A 21294-nucleotide genomic window follows, 5' to 3' on the forward strand; every position below is an offset into this window, starting at 1 on the left:
CGCGTAGACCCTCGGCGGAGTGCCCTGGGCCGCCGGACGAACGAACCCGACGGCGCCACCTTTACGTCGTAGATTCCGTACGTGCCACGGGGCGGCCCCGGTCGAGGCGCAGCTCCGCCCACGGCCACCGGCGGCGCAGCCACCGGTCGTGCGAGGCGACCACCACCGCGCCGGGCGCGGTGCCCAGCGCCTCCTCCAGTTCCTCGGCCAGGGCCAGGGACAGGTGGTTGGTCGGCTCGTCCAGCAGGAGCACGTCCGGGGCCCGGCCCACGAGCATCGCCAGTGCCAGGCGCCTGCGCTGGCCCACGCTGAGCACGCCCACGGGGCGGTCCATGTCGCGCGGCGCGACCAGGCCCAGAGAGGTCAGCGTCGGCGCACCGGGCACGGTGCCGTTGAGGCCCTCGTAGAGCTCGCGCGCCGTGCGATCCGGGTCGGGGAACACCACGTCCTGTTCCAGGAGCGCCACCGTCGCCCCGCGCCGCCAGGCCGCCTGGCCCGAGGCCGGGCGCAGCCGGTGCCCCATCGCGTACAGCAGTGTGGACTTGCCCGCGCCGTTGGGTCCGGTGACCAGCAGTCGTCCGTCCCGGGGCACGTCCAGGCGGTCGACCCGCAGCCGGCCGGGCACCACGAGGTCGCGGACCGAGACCGCGGCCCCTCCCTCACGCCCGGGATCGCTCGTGAGCGGGGCGGTGAACGACAGGGGGCGCGGCGGCCTGCGCACCTGGTCGCGCTCCAGCTCCTCCAGCCTCGCCCGGGCATCGCGTACCCGGCGCGAGACCTGCTTGTCCACGCGTCCTCCCTTGTAGTCGTAGGCCATCTTCGCGTTGTCCCGGGGCGCCCGCCCGTGCGCGACCTGTCGGGCGGTGCCGCGCACGGCCTCGCGCAACGCCTTGATGGTGTCCTGCTCCTCGCGGTGGCGCTGCTGCCAGCGCTCGCGCTCCAGGCGCTTCTCGCGCAGGTAGAAGGAGTAGGCGCCGCCGTAGAGGACCGGTCCGTCCACGGCCGGGTCGAGGTCGACCAGGCCGGTGCAGACGGCGTCGAGGAACACCCGGTCGTGGCCGGCCAGCACCACCAGGCCGGGCAGTCCGCGCAGGTACCCCTCCAGGAACTCCAGCGCGCGGTCGTCCAGGTGGTTGGTGGGCTCGTCCAGCAGCAGGGCGCGGGGGCGGCCGATGAGCAGGGCCGCCAGCCCCAGCCGGGCGCGCTGCCCCCCGGACATGCTGCCCACGGGCCGGTCGGCGCCGACCGGCTCCAGGCCCAGGCCGGCCACGACCAGCGCCGCGCGGCGCTCGGCGTCCCACACGTCGAGGCGTTCGGCCTCGGTGAGGACCTCGCCGTAGGCGGCGAGCGCCCCGGGGTCCTCGGGCGACGCGTCCAGGGCCGCCGCGCACGCGGTCAGGCGCCGCTCCACGTCGCGGCTGGGTGCGAGCGCCTCGTCCAGGACCTCCCCCATGGTGGTGTCAGGGGGGTGCGGCAGCTCCTGCCGCAGGAAACCGGTGTCCGGAGGCCGCACGACGCTCCCGGCGTCGGGCTCCTCCTGACCGCTCAGCAGGCGCAGCAGGGTCGACTTGCCGGAGCCGTTCTCCCCCACGAGGCCGATCCGCTGGCCGGGCGCGGCGTCCAGGCTGACACCGTCCAGGACCACGCGGGCGCCGTAGGCCTTGGCGAGGTCGCGCGCGCTGAGCAGCGGGGAGCCGTGCGCCGTGGTCGGCATGGTCGTGTGGAAAGTCAAGAGAGGGAACCACCCTTCGTCTGGGGCGGGCCTCGATGCGCCCGGACGCACGCGGCGGCGGTGGGTCCGGAGAGCGACGGGAGTCGCCGACATCGAGACCGCACCACGGGTTCGGACGTGGAAGCGCCGAGCGGGATGTGCGCTCAAGCCTGTCGGAAGGCGAGCTCCGCGCGCTCGGCGGTGGGTCTCGATGTCAGTTGCGCATGGTGTCGAAGAGGCTAACCGGGCTCACGCGCGAGGCGCAAGGGTTTTGTCGCGCGCCGCGCACGGGCCCCGGGCAGAGGCCCGGCGGCGCGGGCGGGCCCGGGCGGCCGATGGGCCGGGGCCGACGGTCTCCCGCCGGTCCCCGGCCCACGTCTTCGTGGTCTCGTCCGGGTCAGCGCCCCCGCCGGGAGCGGTAGCGCCGGACCAGGGCCGAGGTGGAGGCGTCCAGGCCCGGCACGTCGGCGCCCTCGGTCAGCGCGGGCTCGACCCGCTTGGCCAGGACCTTGCCGAGCTGCACCCCCCACTGGTCGAAGGAGTTGATGTTCCACACCGCGCCCTGGACGAACACCTTGTGCTCGTACAGCGCCACGAGCTGGCCCAGCACGGAGGGGGTGAGCCGGTCGGCCAGGATGGTGGTGGTGGGCCGGTTCCCCGCGAAGGTGCGGTGCGGCACGAGGTCGGCGGCCACGCCCTCGGCGGCGACCTCCTCGGCGGTCCGGCCGAAGGCCAGCGCCTGCCCCTGCGCGAACAGGTTGGCCATCAGCAGGTCGTGCTGGGGCACGAGCGCGCCGGGAAGCTCGGGGACCGGCCGGGCGAACCCGATCAGGTCGGCCGGGACGAACCGGGTGCCCTGGTGCAGCAGCTGGAAGTAGGCGTGCTGGCCGTTGGTGCCCGGCGTACCCCACACCACGGGACCGGTCTGCCAGGTGACGGGGCGCCCGTCGCGCTGGGTGGACTTGCCGTTGGACTCCATGTCGAGCTGTTGGAGGTAGGCGGTGAACTTCGACATGTGGTGGCTGTAGGGCAGCACCGCGTGGCTGTGGGCGTCGAAGAAGCCGCCGTACCACACGCCGAGCAGGCCGAGCAGGAAGGGCAGGTTGCGCTCGGGCGGTGCGGTGGCGAAGTGCTCGTCCATCAGGTGGAAGCCGGCGAGCATCTCCCGGAAGCGGTCGGGGCCCAGGGCCACCATCAGCGACAGGCCGATGGCCGAGTCGTAGGAGTAGCGGCCGCCGACCCAGTCCCAGAAGCCGAACATGTTCGCCGTGTCGATACCGAAGCGGGCGACCTCGTCGGCGTTGGTGGACACCGCCACGAAGTGCCGCGCGATCGCCGACTCGTCGCCGCCGAGCCGGTCCAGCAGCCAGGAGCGGGCGACCGAGGCGTTGGTGATGGTCTCGATCGTGGTGAAGGTCTTGGAGGCGACGATGAACAGGGTGGTCTCGGGGTCGGCGTCCACGAGGGCCTCGTGCATGTCGCCGCCGTCGACGTTGGAGACGAAGCGGAACTCCAGGCCGCGGTCGGTGTAGGGGCGCAGGGCCTCGTAGGCCATGGCGGGCCCGAGGTCGGAACCGCCGATGCCGATGTTGACGATCCGCCGTACCGGGCGGCCGGTGTGGCCGAGCCAGGACCGCGAGCGCACCTGGTCGGCGAAGGCGCTCATGCGGTCCAGGACCCCGTGCACCTCGGGGACGACGTCGTGCCCGTCGGTGGCGATGACCGCCCTGCGGGGCGCGCGCAGGGCGGTGTGCAGGACGGCTCGGTCCTCGGTGACGTTGACGTGGTCGCCGCGCAGCATCGCGTCGCGCAGCTCGGCGACGCCGCAGGACCGGGCGAGCTCGGTGAGCAGGCGCAGGGTCTCGTCGGTCACCAGGTTCTTGGAGTAGTCGGCGTAGAGGTCGCCGACCTCGACCGTGTACCGCTCCGCTCGTGCGGGGTCGTCGGCGAACAGGTCGCGCAGATGGGCGGAGCCCAGCTGGGCGCGGTGCTTGCCCAGCGCCGTCCACTCGCCCCGCTGGTCCAGGGGGGTGGGTCCCGCGGTGCCGTCGGCACGGGAGGTGGTGGTACTGCCAGACATCCGGTCGCTCCTCGTCGTCCTTGCGGGCCGCGCCCGCCGTGCGGCTGTGGGTCCTAGCCTTCCACAGACACCCGCGTCGGTGGCCGCTGCGACCGCCACGGCGGTCAGCCGCTGTTCGACCGCTCGCGTTCGCGCTCGCGGCGCAGGTCCGCCACCTCGGCGCGCAGGGCGCGCAGCTCGGCCAGGACGAGCTCCTGCCCGTGCGCGGGTCCGCCGTCGGGGCCGGCGCCGGAGGCGTGAGCGGTCCCTCCCCCGCCGCCGTCGCGGCCGCCGGAGTCCTGTTCCAGCGCCTCCACCGCGACCGCGATGAAGAGGTTGAGCGCGACGAAGGTCGACACCAGGATGAACAGGACGAAGAAGATCCACGCCAGGGGCTTGTGCTCCATGACGCTGTGGGCGATGCTCGCCCAGCTGTCGCCCGTGGAGACCTGGAAGAGGGAGAACAGGGACGTGGGCAGGTCGCCGAAGTGCTCCGGGGACACGTCGCGGAAGAGCTGGGTGGCCATCACCGCGGACACGTAGAGCAGCAGCATCACCAGGAACAGGATCGAGACCATGCCGGGCATGGCCCGGAACAGGCCCGAGACGACGTGGCGCAGGGTCGGGATGACCGACAGCAGGCGCAGGACCCTGAGCACCCGCAGGACGCGCAGCACGGCGAAGGGACCGGAGGCCGGGAGCAGGGCCACGCTCACGATCACCACGTCGAACCAGCTCCACGGGTCGCGCAGGAAGCTCCCCCGGTGGGCGAACAGCCGGAGCAGGAGCTCCAGGACGAACACGCCCAGGATGCCCACGTCCACGCGGTGCAGCAGGTCGCCGTGGGCGGCCATCACGCGGGGTGAGGTCTCCACGCCCAGGATGAGCGCGTTGACGAGGATCAGGGTGATGATGAGGGCCTGGAACCAGGAGGCGTCGACGATGGTCCGGACCCGGTCGCGCGCGGTCACGGGTGAGGGGGCTCCGTTCGGGGATCGGGTGATGGCGCAAAACCCTATCCCCGGGCGGGGACACCCCTTTCACCTCCGGCACCGCTCCTCCCGGACCCTACTGGCGCCGCTCGTCGTGACCAGGCATGATCGAAGGAGGAAGCGAAAGCGAGGGGGCGGCCGGTGACGGAACGCACCGAAGACTTCGAGAGGGACCCGGACGAGACCGCCGACATCGACGACGTCGACGCGGTCATCGACGTGGGCGCCGCCGACCAGGACACGGCCGTGGCGGGCTACCTGCTGGACTTCCCCTACGGCCACCGGATCGACGAGATCGAGGACCACGACGCCCTGGGCATCGGGGCGGAGCTCGCGCAGGAGGACCCCGAGGGCTCCGAAGAGTCGGAGGGGTCCGAGGACGGCTGGGGCGGCGGCGTGACGGGCCACCGCGAGGACCTGGCCAGGCTCCTGAGCGCGGAGGACTTCGCCGAGCGCGTCCGCCGTCGTCGCGGGGAGCCCTGACCACCGGGGCCCGCACCGGCGGGGCCGGTGCCGTGCGGCGCGATCGGGTACGCGCGCCGGCGCGGCCGGACCGAGCCGGTGGGGCCAGGCGCCGGCGGCACGGACCGGCAGGGGTCGGCCCGGGAGCGCCGCTGCGGTCAGGAGTCGCGCGCCAGGTCGGCGCCGAGCCAGCGCTCCACGCGCATGACGTGCGTGGTGGCCGCGGCCCGGGCGGCGTCGGGATCGCGGGCGACCAGGGCCGCGTGGATGAGGACGTGGTCCTCGCGGAGCTTGGCGGTCAGCCCGGCCTCGCGGTGCCCGGCCCACACGCGGGCGTTGAAGGTGCGCGAGGACAGGCCCGCGTTGATCGCCGCCAGTGTGGCGTTGCCGGTGCTCTCGACGATGGCCTGGTGGAAGCCGAGGTCGGCGGAAACGGTGTCGGCGCAGAAGGCGTCCTGTTCCCCCTCCCCGTCCATGCGCTCCAGCAGGGCGCCGACGCGGTCGAGGTGGGCGTCGCTGGCCCGCGCCGCGGCCAGGGCGGTCGCGGCGGGTTCGAGCATCCGCCGGACCTGGAGGACCTCCAGCAGGGTCCGCCCCTGGGAGACCTCGGCGAGGACGGAGAAGGTCTCCAGGAGGTCGGCGGGGCGCAGCGCGGTGACGTAGACCCCCGCGCCGTGGCGGGCCTCCAGCACGCCCAGGGTGGTCAGGGCGCGGATGGCCTCGCGCATGGAGCTGCGGGAGACGCCCAGGCGGGCGGACAGGTCGCGTTCGGTGGGCAGTCTCTCCCCCGGGCCGACCTCGCCCGCGGCGATCATCGCCTTGACGCTCTCGACGGCCCGCTGGGTGACGGAGGTCCGTTCGCCGTCGGGTTCGTGCACGCGTGGCTCCTGGTGTTCGGGTGACCTGGGCGGCAACCGCCGACCCAAAGACATCATACCAATTCCTCCCAAGCATGACTCCGCAGTCGAATTTCGCTGCATTCTTGCCGAAACACCGCTGACCATGTCAAAGTGGTCTGACCACTTGGCGTGGCGCGGGTGCTTCGCGGCGCGTCGAACACCCCGGCGCCCGCAGGCGGGCCGATCATGGTCGCCGATCCGCGGCGGCGGGTGCACGAAGGAGGCCCATGCGCATCGCGCTGTTCATCACCTGTGTCAACGACACGCTCTTCCCCGACACCGGCAGGCACGTGGTCCGCCTCCTGGAGCGGCTGGGCCACGAGGTCGTCTTCCCCGAGGGGCAGACCTGCTGCGGGCAGATGCACTACAACACCGGCTACCGGCGGCCCGCGGCCAAGCTCGCGGTGCGGTTCGTGCGCACCTTCGAGGACGCCGACGCGGTGGTCGTGCCCTCCGGGTCGTGCGCGGCGATGATCCGCGACAACTATCCGCGCCTGGGCGGCAGCGGCAGCCGGCTGTCCCGCAAGGTCGCCGGCCTGGCCCCGCGCGTGTACGACCTCACCGAACTGCTCGTGGACGTGCTGGGCGTGACCGACGTGGGCGCCTACTACCCGCACAAGGTCGCCTACCACCCCACGTGCCACGGCCTGCGGATGCTCGGCCTGGGCGACCGGCCCTACCGCTTGCTGCGCGCCGTGCGCGGCCTGGAGCTGGTCGAACTCGCCGGCGCCACCGAGTGCTGCGGGTTCGGCGGCACGTTCGCGGTCAAGAACGGCGACGTCTCCTCCGCGATGGGTGCCGACAAGGCGCGCCACGCGGTCGAGTCCGGCGCGGAGGTCCTGTGCGCGGTGGACAACTCCTGCCTCATGCACATCGGCGGCACCCTGTCCCGGCAGCGCTCGGGGCTGCGGGTGGCGCACATCGCCGAGATCCTGGCCAGTACCGAGAAGGAGGGCGCCCTCCGATGAGCGCGACGTTCCTGGGCATTCCGCCCTTCCCCGAGGCCGCCCGCGCGGCGGTCGACGACTCCCGGCTGCGGCACAACCTGCGCAAGGCCACCCACACCATCCGCGACAAGCGCGGCGCCGTCGTCACGGAACTGGAGGAGGACTGGGAGCGCCTGCGCTCCGAGGGCGCGGCGATCAAGAGCCACACGCTGCGCCACCTCGACCACTACCTGGAGCAGTTGGAGTCCTCGGTCGAGCGCGCGGGCGGCCACGTGCACTGGGCCGCCGACGCCGCGGAGGCCAACGCGATCGTCACCCGGCTGGTGCAGGCGACCGGCGAGACCGACGTGGTCAAGGTCAAGTCGATGGCCACCCAGGAGATCGAGCTCAACAACGCCCTGGCCGAGGCCGGCATCACCGCCTACGAGACCGACCTGGCCGAGCTGATCGTGCAGCTGGGCGACGACCTGCCCTCGCACATCCTCGTCCCCGCCATCCACCTGGGGCGGTCCCAGATCCGGGAGATCTTCCTGGACCAGATGGCCGAATGGGGCGTGGCGGCCCCCGAGGGGCTGACCGACGACCCCCGGGCGCTGGCCGAGGCGGCCCGGGTCCACCTGCGCGAGCGCTTCCTGCGCACCCGCACCGCCATCTCGGGCGCGAACTTCGCGGTGGCCGACTCCGGGACGCTGGTCGTCCTGGAGTCGGAGGGCAACGGCCGGATGTGCCTGACCCTGCCCGAGACGCTGATCTCCGTGGTCGGGATCGAGAAGATCGTGCCGACCTGGGCGGACCTGGAGGTGTTCATGCAGACGCTGCCCCGCTCGTCCACGGGCGAGCGGATGAACCCCTACACCTCCACCTGGACGGGGGTGACACCCGGCGACGGCCCGCAGGAGTTCCACCTGGTCCTGCTGGACAACGGCCGCACCGACGTCCTGGCCGACACCGTGGGCCGCCAGGCACTGCGCTGCATCCGCTGCTCGGCGTGCCTGAACACCTGCCCGGTCTACGAGCGCACGGGCGGGCACGCCTACGGCTCGGTCTACCCGGGGCCGATCGGCGCGATCCTCACCCCCCAGCTGCGCGGGATGTCCTCGGAGGTGGACGAGGCGCTGCCGTACGCGTCGTCCCTGTGCGGAGCCTGCTACGAGGTCTGCCCGGTGGCCATCGACATCCCCGAGGTGCTGGTGCACCTGCGCGAGGAGGTCGCCGCCGGCCCGGGACACCTGGGCGAGAAGGCGATGATGAAGGGCGCCGAGGCCGTGCTGGGCTCCTCGCACGCGCTGAACGCCGCCCAGCACGCCGCCGGCGCGGCCCGGAACCTGGTGCCGCGCCACCTGCCGGGTATGGCGGGCGCCTGGACCGACACCCGCGACCTGCCCGACGTCCCGGCCGAGTCCTTCCGCCAGTGGTGGAACAAGCACGAGAAGGGGCAGAGTTGAGCACCTCACGCGAGCGAGTGCTGGCCCGGGTCCGGGCCGCCCTCACCGACGTTCCGGCCGACGAGCCGGTGGTCCGACCAGTGGAGCGCCCCTACGCCGACAGCCACGGTATGGGCGCCGCGCTGGAGGTCCTGGAGGACCGGCTGCGCGACTACAAGGCCCTGGTGCGGCGCGTGCCCGCGGACCGGCTGGCCGAGGAGGTCGCCGCCGCCCTGGAGCGGCGCGGCGCCTCGACCGTGGCGGTGCCCGAGGGAGTCGACGCGGACTGGTTCGCCCGCACCGGGGCCGAGCGCAGGCCCGACAGCCGTGAGCGGCCGCTGGAGCTGCGGGAGCTGGACGGCGTCGACGGGGTCGTGACCGCGTGCGCGGTCGCGATCGCCGAGACGGGCACGATCGTCCTGGACGGCGGTGCGGACCAGGGGCGGCGGGCCATCACGCTGGTGCCGGACTACCACCTGTGCGTGGTGCGCGCGGACCAGGTCGTGGACGGGGTCCCCCAGGCGGTGCGGCGGCTCGATCCGGCGCGCCCCCTCACCTGGATCAGCGGGCCGTCGGCGACCAGTGACATCGAGCTCAACCGGGTCGAGGGCGTACACGGACCGCGCACCCTGGAGGTCCTCCTGGTGGAGTGACACGCCGGACGGACCCACGGCGGTCGCGTGTGCGGGGGGCCGCGGCGGCATGCGCGCCCGGGGGGGGGAAGCGACGCGTTCGCGCGGCGGCGGCACGGTCAGGCCCGGCCCCGCCAGGTGCTCAGGAGCCGCTCCAGGGTGTCCGGTTCGGGCTCCTCCCGGGCGAAGGGGGCCTGGTAGCGGGCGCCGACGGCGGGCGGGGCCTTCTTCGCGGCGGGCTGGGTCCTGGAGCCGCGCACTGCCGCCGGCCCTTCCTCCGCGGCCCTGGCCAGCGGCGCCTGGTACCGGGCGCCCTGCGACGGGGGCTTGCGCTTGCGGCGGACCCAGCGCGTGCGGGGCGCCTCCTGGGCGGGCTCGGCCGCCTGCTGGGCCTTCTCCCCCGTCGCGGTGAACCACACCGGGAGCTCCTGGAGCCCGTTGACCGCCATCGAGTCGCGTCGGCGCAGGTCCCCGGCCTCCACGGCCAGGACCATGCCGCGCAGGCGGTCGACGGCGATGTCGATGGCGGTGCGGACCAGCTCGCGGGAGAAGGAGGTCGCGGGACAGCGGTGGGCTCCGGCGCCCCACGCCAGGTGGGAGCGGTTGCCGATCAGCGCGCTGGGGTCGTCGCCCCCGCGGACCGCGGACTGGTCGTCGTGCGCGGCCGAGAACCCGAAGAGCATCGGCTCGCCCTGGCGGATCCGGGCTCCGGAGAAGCGGATGTCCATGGTGGAGTAGCGCCCGGCCAGCATCCGGATCGGGGAGTCGGTCCACATGACGTAGTCGACGAAGTCCTCCGGGGTGAGGGTGCCGCCGAGGTAGGCGGTCCACACGGCCGGGTCCTCCAGGAGTCTGAGCAGGGAGTTGCCGATGAGGTGGGTGCTGGGTTCGTGCCCGGTCTCCCACAGCAGCGACAGCGCCTCGACCGCCTCGTCGTCGGTGAGGGTGTGGGGGTGCGCCAGGAGCCGGCTGGTGATGTCCTGGCCCGGTTCGGTCCGCTTGCGGGCGACCAGACCCGTGAAGTAGTCGCGGATGGCCAGGGCGGCGGGCTCGGCCCGCTCGGGGTCGGCGCTCCACAGCCGGTCGGTGAGGTCGGCCAGCAGGCGGCCGTAGGAGTCGGGCAGACCGAAGAGCTCGTTGAGCACGAGGGCGGGCAGCGGGGCCGCGAACTGGCCGATGAGGTCGGCCCGGCCCTCGGCGGAGACCGCGCCGACCAGGCGCACGGCCGCGCGTTCGACCACCGGGACCAGTTGGGCGGTGCCCACCTGGGCCAGGGCGTCGACGATGGGCACCCGCAGCCGCTGGTGCTCGTCGCCGTCGCGGGTCACGGCGCCGCTGCGCGCCGGGGCCCGCCCGGCGGGGCTCCAGGGGCGCGGATCGGCGGAGAAGTAGGTCTGGTCGCGCAGGACCTGGAGGTTCTCCTTGTAGCCGAGAACGAGCCAGCCGGACACGCCCGGGCTGATCTCGACCGGGGCGAGGCCGCCGTAGGTGTCGCGCAGCCGCGTCCAGGGAACGTCGGCTCCGGTGCCCTCGTGCAGCGGCAGGGGTCCGCCGTGGCGGACCGGGCACCGTGCCGGCGCGGCTCCCCGCGGGTCGTCGTCGCCGTCCTGGCCGGTGGCGTCGGTTCCCTGGTGCATAGAGACTCCTCAGTGGCTGCGGGATGCCTGCCGACGCTATGCCGTCGATGTTTCCGGAATGCTTCCGGGACGATAGCGGCACCTTTCTGCGTGGGGCAGGGAGTTCCACCTCGGGCCAACACGGGAAAACGACGCACAGCGTCCACGAGTGCGCGGGCCGCCGCTGGGCCGCGCAGGTCGGGTGATCGAGGGGCGGTGCGTCCGGCACGGGTTCGCGGGAGGGCCACGCCGCTTTCGGCCCACGTCATTCGCGCCGCTTCCGCCTTTTACCCCGGCATTTCCGTTCCCTCACGGCGCCGACTCCGTGCGCACCGGTCGGTACCATGGCCTGTTGGCTTTCACGACCGAATCCTGGAGGGGCGCCGTGGGCAGCAAGAAGCGGACCGGTCGGCGCCGCGCCGTGCCGGAGGTGGAGCCCTGGGCCGGGCCGGCGCCGGCCGCCGCCCCCGCCGAGATCGTCTCCGGCGCCGTCGACGCCCTGGTCCTGGGCCGCGCGGGCGACGGCCTCGATCTGGCCGCGGCGCGGCTGGCCGACGGCGAGTCCGCCGCGTGGGCCGCGGCCTGTTCCGGCGCGCTCGTGGACGCCCTGCTCCAGTCGGTGGCGGCCGCCTGGTCACGGGGCTGGCAGCCCGCGGAGGCGGTCCGCCAGGTCCGCCGGGCCCGGGGGCCGGTGGCGGCGTCGATGTGCGCCGACGTGGTCGCCGCGGACCTGGCCCGGCACGCGCCCGCCACCGTCGACCCGCGCTGGAGCGAGCAGGTACGCGAACTGGGGACGCGCGGCCCGGCCGGTGCGCCGCAGGAGTACCTCGGGTGGGCGGGTACCGAGCACGGGCTGCTGCGGTTCGAGGTGGTCGAGGTCGCCCTGCGCGTGCTCGCCGACCTGCGCGTGCTGCCGCCGCTGCGCCCTCTGGGCCCGGTGCCGGGGGCCTACCGGCCCGGGCGCGCGGCGGCCGCGCACCGGGCCGCCGGCGTCGACCAGGGCAAGCTGGCACGGGTGCGGGCCCTGCTGGCCAAGGCCGAGTCGACGGAGTTCCCCAGCGAGGCCGAGGCGCTGAGCGCGCGGGCCCAGGAGCTCATGGCGCGGCACAGCATCGACCGGGCGCTGTTGGACGCCGAACCGGGCGCGTCGCCCGCCGCGGCGGCCCGGCGGCTGCCGGTGGAGGCGCCCTACGACGAGTACAAGGCGGTCCTGCTGCACGAGGTCGCCGAGGCCAACCACTGCCGGGCGGTCTGGGACGGCGGGCTGGGGCTGTGCACGGTCATGGGCTTCGAGGGCGACCTCGCGGCGGTCGAGGTCATGTTCACGTCGCTGCTGGTGCAGCTGGAGTCGGCGATGCGCGCCCAGGGGTCGGTCCGCGACCGCTCCGGCCGTGCTGCGGGGCGCGCCTACCGCGAGTCGTTCGTGTCGGCCTTCGCCGCGCGGGTGGGCGAGCGCCTGGTGTCCTCGGCGCGAGCGGCCGAGGCGTCGGCCGCCGCCGAGACCGGTACGGACCTGGTGCCGGTGTTCGCCGAGCGTGAGCGCCGCGTGGAGGAGGCCGTGGCCGAGGCGTTCGGGGAGCTGACCTACTCGCGGGTGCGCGGCCCCTCCGACGCCGACGGCTGGGACGAGGGGCGCGCCGCGGCCGACGCCGCGTCGCTGGACGCGCGGCGGCCCGTCCGGGACCGCTAGGGAGTGCGTGGCGGATACTCGCCCCGTGGGCCGGAAAACCGGTGGCCGCGCGACCGCGCGGGTGTGTACAACCATGGGCATGCTCCGCAAGTACCCGCGTACCCGCCACATCCGGGGGTCACGCCTGCAACCGGGCGACGGCGACCTGGCCGCCGCACCCTTCGACGCGCTGTCGGGGCGCCACCTGGTGGTCGAGGAGAAGCTCGACGGCGCCAACACCGGGATCAGCTTCGGGCCGGGAGGAGAGCTGCGGTTGCAGAGCCGCGGGCACTACCTGGCGGGCGGACCGCGCGAGCGCCAGTTCGCGCCGTTCAAGGCGTGGGCGGCGGCGGTCGCCCCCTCGCTGTGGCCGCGCCTGGGCGAGCGCTACGTCCTGTACGGGGAATGGCTCTACGCCAAGCACACCGTCTTCTACGACGCGCTGCCGCACTACTTCTGCGAGTTCGACGTACTGGACACCCGCGAGGACGTGTTCCTGTCCACGCCCCGGCGGCGTGAACTGTTGGAGGGCACCCCGGTGGTGCCGGTCCCGGTCCTGCGCTCGGGCCCGGTGGGATCGCTGGCGGACCTGAGCGCCCTGGTGGGGCCCTCCACCGCCCGTACCCCCGGCTGGCGCGACGCGCTGGCCGCGGCGGCGCGCGCCGCCGGGGCCGATCCGGGCCGCACCCTGGCCGAGAGCGACGGCTCCGACCTGATGGAGGGCCTCTACGTCAAGGTCGAGGACGGCGACCGCACCGTGGACCGGTACAAGTGGGTGCGCCGGGAGTTCACCACGGCGGTCCTGGACTCGGGCACGCACTGGCTGGACCGGCCGGTGGTCGCCAACGCGCTGGCCGACCCGGAGGTGCTCTGTGCGGGCGTTCGCTGAGCTGTGCCCGGCACCGCCGGCCTGGGACGTGGACTGGCCCCGGGTCCGGGAGGCCTTCCCCTGGGTGCGGGACCTGTCCGGGGTGGAGCAGGACCCGGTGCACCACGCCGAGGGCGACGTGGAGACGCACACCCGGATGGCCTGCGAGGCACTGGCCGGGCTGTCCGCGTGGCGTGCCCGGCCCGAGCCCGAGCGCGTGCGGCTGTTCGCGGCCGTGCTCCTGCACGACTGCGCCAAGCCCGAGAGCACCCGCCGCGACGGGGACGGGCGCGTGACCGCGCACGGGCACTCCCGGCGCGGCGACCTGCTGGCCCGGCGGCTGCTGTGGCGGGCGGGCGCCCCGGTGGAGTGGCGTGAGCACGTGGCGGCCCTGGTCCGCCACCACCAGGTGCCGTTCTGGGCGCTGGAGCGCCCGGACCTGCGCCGGATCGCGTTCCGGGTGAGCCTGGTGGCGCGCAACGACGGCCTGGTGCTGCTGGCCACCGCCGACATCGTGGGCCGCCGCTGCGGCGACACGGCCGAGGTACTGGAGAACGTCGCGCTCTACGAGGAGTACTGCGCGGAGCAGCGCTGTCTGGAGGGGCCGCGCGACTTCCCCTCCGACCACGCCCGCTTCCAGTGGTTCCGCAGACCCGAGCGCGACCCCGACTACGCCGCGCACGACGACACGCGCGGCACGGTGACGGTCATGTCGGGGCTGCCGGGCACGGGCAAGGACACCTGGATCGGCCGCCACCGCGAGGGGGCGCCGGTGGTCGGCCTGGACGCGCTGCGCGCGGAGCTGGGCGTGCGGCCGACCGCCGACCAGCGGCCGGTCGCGGCGGCCGCGTTCGCCCGGGCCCGGGAGCACCTGCGGGCGGGGCGGTCGTTCGTGTGGAACGCCACGAACATCTCGCGCTCGCTGCGCGCGCAGTGCGTGGACCTGGCCGCCGCGTACCGCGCCCGGGTGGAGATCGTCGCCCTGGAGGCCCCGCCCGACGTGCTGCGCGCACGGCTGGACCGGCGCGAGCGCTCCGTGCCGGCGGCCGCGGTCGAGCGGATGGTCCGGCGGTGGGAGTGCGCCGATCCGACCGAGGCCCACTCCCTCATCCGCAGCACGACGAAGGGCTCATAGGGCGACACGGGGGGACAGACCGCCTCGAAGTCCGTACCTTTTGCTGGCCTATGCCCTGAACTCGCCCGGAATTCGGGCGTACGGCCGCCGCTCCACAACCGATAGCATGGGTGTGCCCGCTCACACCAGGCGCGACCCGCCCGGTGGAGGAGCCGACGCGACGGCGACCACCGCACCGGCACTCGCAGGAGCACGGCACCGCATCCAGGCCGCCCTGCGCACCGGGCCCTTCTGTGATCACCCGACGGCCGGAGCGAGAAACCAGAGCCCGTGACGCACCCCGAGGAACACCGCCGTTCCCGCCCTTCCCGTCCGCGGTGGTGAGCGGTACCCCGCAGCGGCCCGCCCGGCCGTGGCGACGGAACTTCGGCCTGTTGTGGGCCGGGAGCGCCGCCTCCGGCCTCGGCTCCATCACCCTGGCGCTGGCGTTCCCCCTGATGGCCCTGCACCAGACCGGCTCACCGGTCATCGCCGGATGGATCGCCGCCATGGGCATGGTGCCGCGCACCCTGCTGCACATCCCGATCGGCGTGCTCGTCGACCGCCGCGACCCCCGCGCCGTCATCATCGCCGGCCACGTGGTGCGCATCGTGTGCGTCGTGGGCCTGGTCGGCCCCGTCCTGCTCCTGGACGCGCCCGTGGCCCTGCTCGGCGCCGCCGCGGCCGTCCACGGCGTGTGCGCCACCTGCCACTCCACCGCCGCCACCACGGCCGTGCCCTACCTGGTCCCTCGCGGCGCGCTCGCCGGCGCGGCGGCCAAGAACGAGGCCCGCACGCATGCCACCCAGTTGGCGGGCCGGCCGCTGGGCGGCGGCCTGTTCTCGGTGGCGAGCGGGCTGCCGGCGCTGTGCGACGCACTGCTGTCGGCGGTGTCCCTGTGGCTGGCCCTGCTCCTGCCCCGGATCCGGCCCGCGCGTTCGGCCCCGACCGGGAGCCGCCTGCTCGGCGACCTGTCCGAGGGCTTCGGCCACCTGCGCCGCGACCGCTTCCTGCTGCTGACCACGATGACGGCCACCGTCACCAACGCGCTCTTCCAGATGATCTGGCTGGTCATCCTCACCCTGGCCACACAGGAGGGGCTGTCGGCCTTCCTGATCGGTGCCGTCCTGGCCGCCAGCGGCGCGGGCGGCCTGCTCGGGTCCGCTCTCGCCCCGATCCTGGTGAGCCGCAACCGGCCCGCCACGATGGTCGTGCTGTGCCTGTGGGCGTGGACCGCCGTCACCGCCCTGCTGGCCTTCGCCGACCACACCGACACGGCCTGGCTGCTCGTGCTCCTGCCGGTGGCGTGGAGCGGGGTCGGCTTCGTGGGCGCCCACCTGAACGTGACCGTACTGACCTACCACAGCACGCACCTGCCGCCCGAACTCCTGGGCCGGGTGACCGGAACGCTGCGCTTCTTCAGCGGAGGAGCCCTGCCCGTCGGGGTCCTGCTCGGCGGCTACCTGCTGGAAGGAGTGGGGATCCGCACGACGACGCTGGCGGTGACCGGGGTCATCGCCCTCCTGGCGGTGGTCTTCACGGCGGCGACGCTCTCTCCGGGGTCCCGCCGTCGACGGCTTCGACGGCCCCGCCCTCCCGTTCCTTCCACGACACCGCCAGAACGGGGAAGAGGGTCTCCTCGATCTGCCGGAGCCGGGAGTCCAGCTCCCGCTGCACCCGCGCCGCCTCCACCGCGGGACCTGTCGCCGTCTGGCCGTGAATGAAGGCGCGGTCGGTGGCCTCGCGCAGCTCCTCCACCAGTTCCCTGTCGTGCGGCCGGACCACGCCGCGCAGGCGCTCGACGGCCACGCCCGCCTCCACCGCGTCCTGGCGGGCCTGGCGCAGCAGGACGGCCAGTTCGGCGTCGGCGCCGCCGTGCGCCCCGGACTCGCGCACGTGCGCCACGACGCGGACGGTCACGCCGAGCTGGAGCACCGACCGGCCCGCCTGCTCGAAGCGGTCGCGCACCTGGCGTGTGAGCTCCTCGTCCTGGGCGAACCGGCGCCGGTCCTCCTCCAGCCGCTGCTCGTGCCGGCCCCGCCACTGGGCGGTCCGGTAGGTCCAGAACCCGGTCAGGAAGCTGGCGCCCAGCGCGCTCACCCCGGTCACCAGAGCGACCAGTACGACCTCCATCAGCGGCCCTCACCCCCTCCCACTCGACGCGATCACCTCGGCGCGCGTGCGTCTGGCCTCGCTGGTGGCGCCCGTGCCGACGAACACCCCGTCCAGCACCTCGCGGGCCAGGGCGCCCTGCCCGGCCCGCCACAGCGCCTGTCCGATCCCGGTGCTGAGGCTGGGGTCGCCGTGCACGCGGTTGGCGGCCGCGGTCAGGCCGCCCAGGGCCCGGGAGCGGTGTCCGGCCACCAGGTGGCTGCGGGCCTGGGCCACCAGGACCCGCGCGACGGCCGCGTCCTCGCCCAGGGCCTCGAAGAGGGTGGCGGCCTCGGCGTAGTGTCCGGCCGCCGCCTCGTGGTCGCCTTCGGCGAAGGCCACATCGCCCAGGAGCGAGGTCAGCAGCGCCCGGGTCCGGGGCGGCCTGCGCGGGCCGGAGCGCAGGGCCCGCAGGGCGTGCTCGCGCGCCAGGCCGTGTTCCCCGCGCGTGTGCGCGGCGCGCGCGAGTCCCAGGAGTTCGTCGAGGGACCACGGCCGCAGTCCCTTTCCGGCGTGGGAGTAGAGCGCCATCAGCGGGCGGGCCAGGCGGGGGTGGCGCAGCACGTAGCCGTCGCCGCCGGCGGCCACCAGGTGCCGGTCCTGGAGGCCGTGGACCAGTCCGCGGGTGAGGACCTGGCCGCGGTGGCCGTGGTCGGGCACGCCGACGCCCTCGCGGCCGGCCGCGACCACGCGCCGGAGCCAGGCGTGCGGGACGTCGGGGGGCACCAGGTGCTCGGCGGCGGCCTCCTCGATCGAGCGCGCCAGGAAGGCGGACAGGTCCGCGTCGGCACCGGGGCGCTCCGAGGGGCCGGGACCGTGCTCGCACAGCAGGCGCCCGAGAACCTGGAACAGGACGGGGTCCACCCGGCCGCCGTCCTCGGCTCCGGCGCTCGCGGCCTCGACCAGCCGGTCGGCGGCGGAGCGGCCGAAGCGCGTCCCGGCGGCCGCCAGGGTGCGGCGGGCGGCCTCCGCACCGGCCTCGGGAGCCAGCGGCCCCAGCCCCACCTCGGTGTGGTCCACCTCGTACTTGTCGATGAGCCGGCGCAGGCCGTCGAGGTGGTCGGTGCGCGTGGTGACCAGCAGACGCAGCCCGGTGACGGTCTCCGCGGCGGCGAGGATCTCCTCGACGAACCGCCGGCGGCCGGGGCGGTCCCCGCGCAGGAGCACCTCGGTCTGGTCCAGAGCCGCGAACAGGGGGCGGGCGCCGCCGTGGCGGTCGGTGTCCGCGCGCGAGCGCAGGAAGTCGGCGATGGAGGTGCCCGGGCTGTGGCTGGGGAAGGCGACCGGGTCCCAGGCGGCGATCAAGGCACGGGTGTAGGGGTTCTGCTCCGGCAGGACGGCGGCGGGGAAGGCCGGGTCGAAGCACAGGGTCCCGACCGGGAGCACGGCCGCTCCGGTGTCGGTCAGCGCGGGGACGGCGGCGGCCCGCAGCAGGGAGCTCTTGCCCACTCCGCACTCGCCGTGCAGGACCGTCAGGCGCGAACCGCGCCAGGCGTCGAGGAGTTCCGCGGTCGCCTCGCCGCGGCCGAAGAACACAGGGCGGTCACGATCGCCGAAGGGACGAGCACCCACGAAGGGGTTGCGGGGGTGGTCCCGCCCGTCGGAGATTCGTAACATGGAACAGCTCCCGGCCAGCGAGAATTGCGGCGGCACCACAGCGGAACAATGGTGCCCATGGTGCCACGAAAACCCGGTGCCCGCGAGCCCTCACCACACTTCTCTAGCCTGCTGGCCAGTGACCTGTCGATTTCCCGGGAAACCGACACGGCGGGAATGAGGGCCCGGGCGGAACGGTGCCCGTCAGCTCCGGCTCTGGAAGTTGGAGAAGACCTCCACGTCCTTGTCGTCCCGGCCGAGGACTTCGCGCAGCGTGCACGCTATAGCGGACTCCCCGAGGGCGTCCAACTCCCGTAGCGACAGGTTCGCCACGTCGACCAGCATGGTGCTGCCGACACCATCTTCGACCTGCATCCGTCCTCCTCTTGCACACGGTGACCTGGTCATCAGTAAAGGGACGGATCGCTCCGTCCTTCGCCTTCGATGAAGTTGTCCTGGAAAGTTCCTACCACTCCTGTGGACAACTAACCGTGATCGCCTACTCTGAATACCCCGTACCGATGAACGCGAACACGAGAAACACGAATACCCAGAGCACCGACCTCACGGAACGGCGAAAGAATATATCTGGTGGGGCAGGTGTGAAACAGGAGGATCAGCGTGGCCAACACCAAGTCGTCCTTGTCCGGCCCTTCCCTGGGGCCGCTTCCCCCGGTGTGGGGCAGGGTGCCGTCACGCAACAAGAACTTCACCGGGCGCACCATGCACCTGGAGCAGCTCAACGCCGCGCTCAACAACACGGTGACCGCCGTCCTGCCGCACGCCCTGCACGGGTACGGCGGGGTCGGCAAGACCCTCATCGCCGTCGAGTACGCGCACCGGTACCGGGGCGACTACGACGTCGTCTGGTGGATCATGGCCGACCAGCCGGGCCTGGTCCGCTCCTCCCTGGCCCAACTGGCGCCGCACCTGAGCCTGCCCGGCCCCAACGAGGTCGGCATCGACGAGGCCGCCGCGAGCGTCCTGAACGCCCTGCGCCGCGGCGAGCCCTACAGGCGGTGGCTGCTGGTCTTCGACAACGCCGACGAACCCGAGGACCTCAGGGACATCATTCCGCAGGGGCCGGGGCACGTGCTGATCACCTCCCGCAACCACCGCTGGCAGGGCGTGGCCGAGGCCGTGTCGCTGGAGGAGTTCTCCGCGCACGAGAGCGAGGAGTTCCTGCGCAAGCGGATCGGCCGCCCGATCACGGCGTCGGAGGCCACCCAACTGGCGGAGGCCCTGGGACACCTCCCCCTGGCGCTGGAGCAGGCGGGCGCGCTCCAGGCCGAGACCGGCATCTCCGCCCAGGAGTACCTGCGGCTGCTGCGGGAGCAGCCGACCTCGCTCATGCAGGAGGGCAAGCCGCCCGAGTACCCGGCGTCCATGGCCGCGGCCTGGCGGCTCTCGGTGGCCAAGCTCCAGGAGAACGTGCCCGAGGCGATGGACCTGCTCCGCAGCTGCGCGTTCTTCAGCCCCGAGCCCATCCCCCGCGACATCTTCTTCCCCGTCGAGGGCGGCCGGGTCCGTCCGGCGATGGCCGAGCTGATGGCCGACCCCATCCGTCTGGGCCGGGCCATCGCCCAGCTGGGCCGCTACGCCCTCATCCGCCTGGACGCCAACCGCACCATCCAGGTGCACCGGCTCATCCAGGCGCTGGTGCGCGACGACATCCCGAGCACGGAGCACGACCTCATCCGGGCCGAGGTGTGGTCGCTGATGAGCGCCGCCGACGAGGAGGAGCGCTACCAGGACCTCATCCCGCACCTGCGCAGCACCCGGATCGCCGAGAGCACCTCGCCCACCGACCGCGCGTTCGTGATCAAGGTCCTGCGGTACCTGCACGCGGCGGGCGACCTGGACAGCGCCGGCTCCCTGGCCGCGGAGTTCATCCGGCAGTGGAGCGAGGCGTCGGGACCCGACGACCCCCACGTCCTGCAGGCCCAGCGCACCGAGGGCAACATCCTGCGCGAACTGGGCCAGTACGCCAAGGTCAGGGAGCTGGACGAGCGGCTGCTGCCGAGGCTGCGCGCGGTCCTGGGGCCCGACCACAGGGAGACGCTGTCGCTGAGCATGGGGATCGGCGCCGACCTGCGGGCCCGGGGCGACTTCCGGCGGGCGCGGGAGAACGACGAGGAGACCCTGCGCCTGCACGAGGAGACGCTCGGCCACCGCGCGCCCACGACTCTGCGCGCCGTACACAACCTGGGCATCAGCTACATGCTCACGAGCGACTTCGCCGCCGCGCGCAGCATGCACGAGCGGTCGTACATGATCGCCCGCCGTACCGGCAGCGGCACCCCGCCGGCCACCCTGCTCGCCTACCAGAACGGCCTGGCGCAGTCCGTGCGGCTCTCCGGCGACTACACCGAGGCCTGCGACCTCGGCGAGGACTGTCTGGCGTTCGGCCTGGACAGGATCCAGCGGGACCACCCCCAGACCCTGCGCGTCCAGCTCACGCTGGCCATCTCCCGCCGGATGGCGGGTGAGACCGACGAGGCCTTCGAGCTCGTCCAGGACGTGCACTCGCGCTACCTCAACCGGTACTCGCTCGACCACCCGGAGACGATCGCCGCGGCCATGTGCCTGGCCAACGTCCTGCGGATGCGCGGTGAGCCGAACGAGGCGATGGCCCTGGCCCGCGACACCTACACCCGATACGAGAAGGTCTACGGGCCCCAGCACCCCTTCAACTTCGGGTGCAGCAGCAACGTGGCCCTCCTGCACCGGCTGCTCGGCGACCCGGCCCGGGCCCGGTCCATCAACGAGTCGGCGCTGGCCTCGCTGGACGAGGGGCTGGGCCGGGACCACCACTACTCCCTCGGCGTGGCCATCAACCTGGCGAGCGACCTGGCCGCCCTGGGCGAGGCCAAGAACGCGGTCCGGTTGGGCCGGGGCAACCTGCGCCGCACCCGCGCCCTCCTGGGCGAGGAACACCCCCTGGCCCTGACCTGCGCGGCCAACCTCGTCCTGGACCTGCGGGAGGAGGGCGGCCCGGACGACACGGCCGAGGCGGACCGGCTCAGGGCCGAGATCCTGCCGATGTTCTCCCGCGTCCTGGGGCGCGAGCACCCGTTCTCGCAGTCCGCGCTCGACGGGCGCCGGCTGGTCTACGACTTCGACCCGCCGGTGCTCTGACCGTCACCCGCGCACC

Annotated in this window: 16 protein-coding genes; 9 read left to right on the plus strand and 7 right to left on the minus strand. The window is 73.8% G+C overall.

The window, feature by feature from the left end; all coding sequences use genetic code 11:
* Positions 1-61: 61 nt before the first annotated feature.
* The 3 genes from M1P99_RS26695 to M1P99_RS26705 form a co-directional block, all read right to left on the minus strand.
* Entirely contained in the window at positions 62-1714 is a 1653-nt protein-coding gene (locus tag M1P99_RS26695; protein ID WP_304455840.1) for an ABC-F family ATP-binding cassette domain-containing protein, read from the minus strand.
* Positions 1715-2108: 394 nt separating this feature from the next.
* Positions 2109-3791, minus strand: a complete 1683-nt coding sequence (gene pgi, locus M1P99_RS26700; RefSeq protein ID WP_304455345.1) for a glucose-6-phosphate isomerase — start codon at positions 3789-3791, stop codon at positions 2109-2111.
* A 104-nt stretch (positions 3792-3895) separates the two neighbouring features.
* On the minus strand, positions 3896-4741 hold the full coding sequence (locus tag M1P99_RS26705) for an ion transporter (protein ID WP_304455346.1): 846 nt from the start codon (positions 4739-4741) through the stop codon (positions 3896-3898).
* Positions 4742-4903: 162 nt separating this feature from the next.
* On the opposite strand from M1P99_RS26705, the gene M1P99_RS26710 reads away from it, so the two are divergent.
* Positions 4904-5245 carry a hypothetical protein gene (locus M1P99_RS26710; RefSeq protein WP_304455347.1) on the plus strand — a complete coding sequence of 114 codons (342 nt, stop codon included), beginning with the start codon at positions 4904-4906 and terminating at the stop codon, positions 5243-5245.
* Between the two features lie 137 nt (positions 5246-5382).
* Here M1P99_RS26710 and M1P99_RS26715 read toward each other — a convergent pair whose 3' ends face one another.
* Positions 5383-6102 carry a FadR/GntR family transcriptional regulator gene (locus tag M1P99_RS26715; protein ID WP_304455348.1) on the minus strand — a complete coding sequence of 240 codons (720 nt, stop codon included), beginning with the start codon at positions 6100-6102 and terminating at the stop codon, positions 5383-5385.
* A 248-nt stretch (positions 6103-6350) separates the two neighbouring features.
* Here M1P99_RS26715 and M1P99_RS26720 point away from each other — a divergent pair, with 248 nt between their 5' ends.
* Genes M1P99_RS26720 through M1P99_RS26730 form a run of 3 tightly spaced genes read left to right on the plus strand, consistent with a single transcriptional unit; the run spans position 6351 to position 9147 of the window.
* Complete coding sequence (locus M1P99_RS26720; protein ID WP_304455349.1) at positions 6351-7091, plus strand: (Fe-S)-binding protein; 741 nt, start codon at positions 6351-6353, stop codon at positions 7089-7091.
* Positions 7088-8515 (plus strand): lactate utilization protein B, encoded by a 1428-nt coding sequence (locus tag M1P99_RS26725; protein WP_304455350.1) that lies wholly within the window; start codon positions 7088-7090, stop codon positions 8513-8515. The genes M1P99_RS26720 and M1P99_RS26725 overlap by 4 nt, the downstream gene beginning before the upstream one ends.
* Complete coding sequence (locus tag M1P99_RS26730) at positions 8512-9147, plus strand: LUD domain-containing protein (protein ID WP_304455351.1); 636 nt, start codon at positions 8512-8514, stop codon at positions 9145-9147. Before M1P99_RS26725 ends, M1P99_RS26730 begins: the two co-directional genes overlap by 4 nt.
* 98 nt (positions 9148-9245) lie before the next feature.
* On the opposite strand, the gene M1P99_RS26735 is transcribed toward M1P99_RS26730, so the two are convergent.
* Positions 9246-10763, minus strand: coding sequence for a cytochrome P450 (locus M1P99_RS26735; protein WP_304455352.1), 1518 nt, complete (start codon positions 10761-10763; stop codon positions 9246-9248).
* 400 nt (positions 10764-11163) lie between these two features.
* Between M1P99_RS26735 and M1P99_RS26740 the strand changes: the two genes are divergently transcribed.
* The 4 genes from M1P99_RS26740 (at position 11164) to M1P99_RS26755 (ending at position 16117) form a co-directional block, all read left to right on the plus strand.
* Positions 11164-12432 carry a DUF2786 domain-containing protein gene (locus M1P99_RS26740; protein ID WP_304455841.1) on the plus strand — a complete coding sequence of 423 codons (1269 nt, stop codon included), beginning with the start codon at positions 11164-11166 and terminating at the stop codon, positions 12430-12432.
* 79 nt (positions 12433-12511) lie between these two features.
* Complete coding sequence (locus tag M1P99_RS26745; RefSeq protein ID WP_304455353.1) at positions 12512-13300, plus strand: RNA ligase family protein; 789 nt, start codon at positions 12512-12514, stop codon at positions 13298-13300.
* Entirely contained in the window at positions 13284-14414 is a 1131-nt protein-coding gene (locus M1P99_RS26750) for an AAA family ATPase (protein WP_304455354.1), read from the plus strand. Before M1P99_RS26745 ends, M1P99_RS26750 begins: the two co-directional genes overlap by 17 nt.
* Before the next feature lie 320 nt (positions 14415-14734).
* Entirely contained in the window at positions 14735-16117 is a 1383-nt protein-coding gene (locus M1P99_RS26755; protein WP_304455355.1) for an MFS transporter, read from the plus strand.
* Positions 16118-16535: 418 nt separating this feature from the next.
* Here M1P99_RS26755 and M1P99_RS26760 read toward each other — a convergent pair whose 3' ends face one another.
* Positions 16536-18161 carry an ATP-binding protein gene (locus M1P99_RS26760; RefSeq protein ID WP_304455356.1) on the minus strand — a complete coding sequence of 542 codons (1626 nt, stop codon included), beginning with the start codon at positions 18159-18161 and terminating at the stop codon, positions 16536-16538.
* Positions 18162-18344: 183 nt separating this feature from the next.
* Entirely contained in the window at positions 18345-18515 is a 171-nt protein-coding gene (locus M1P99_RS26765) for an FXSXX-COOH protein (RefSeq protein ID WP_304455357.1), read from the minus strand.
* A gap of 246 nt (positions 18516-18761) precedes the next feature.
* Here M1P99_RS26765 and fxsT point away from each other — a divergent pair, with 246 nt between their 5' ends.
* Positions 18762-21278, plus strand: coding sequence for an FxSxx-COOH system tetratricopeptide repeat protein (gene fxsT, locus M1P99_RS26770; protein ID WP_304455358.1), 2517 nt, complete (start codon positions 18762-18764; stop codon positions 21276-21278).
* The last annotated feature ends 16 nt before the right edge of the window (positions 21279-21294 follow it).

The sequence above is a fragment of the Nocardiopsis sp. YSL2 genome (genome assembly GCF_030555055.1).
Classification (GTDB): domain Bacteria; phylum Actinomycetota; class Actinomycetes; order Streptosporangiales; family Streptosporangiaceae; genus Nocardiopsis.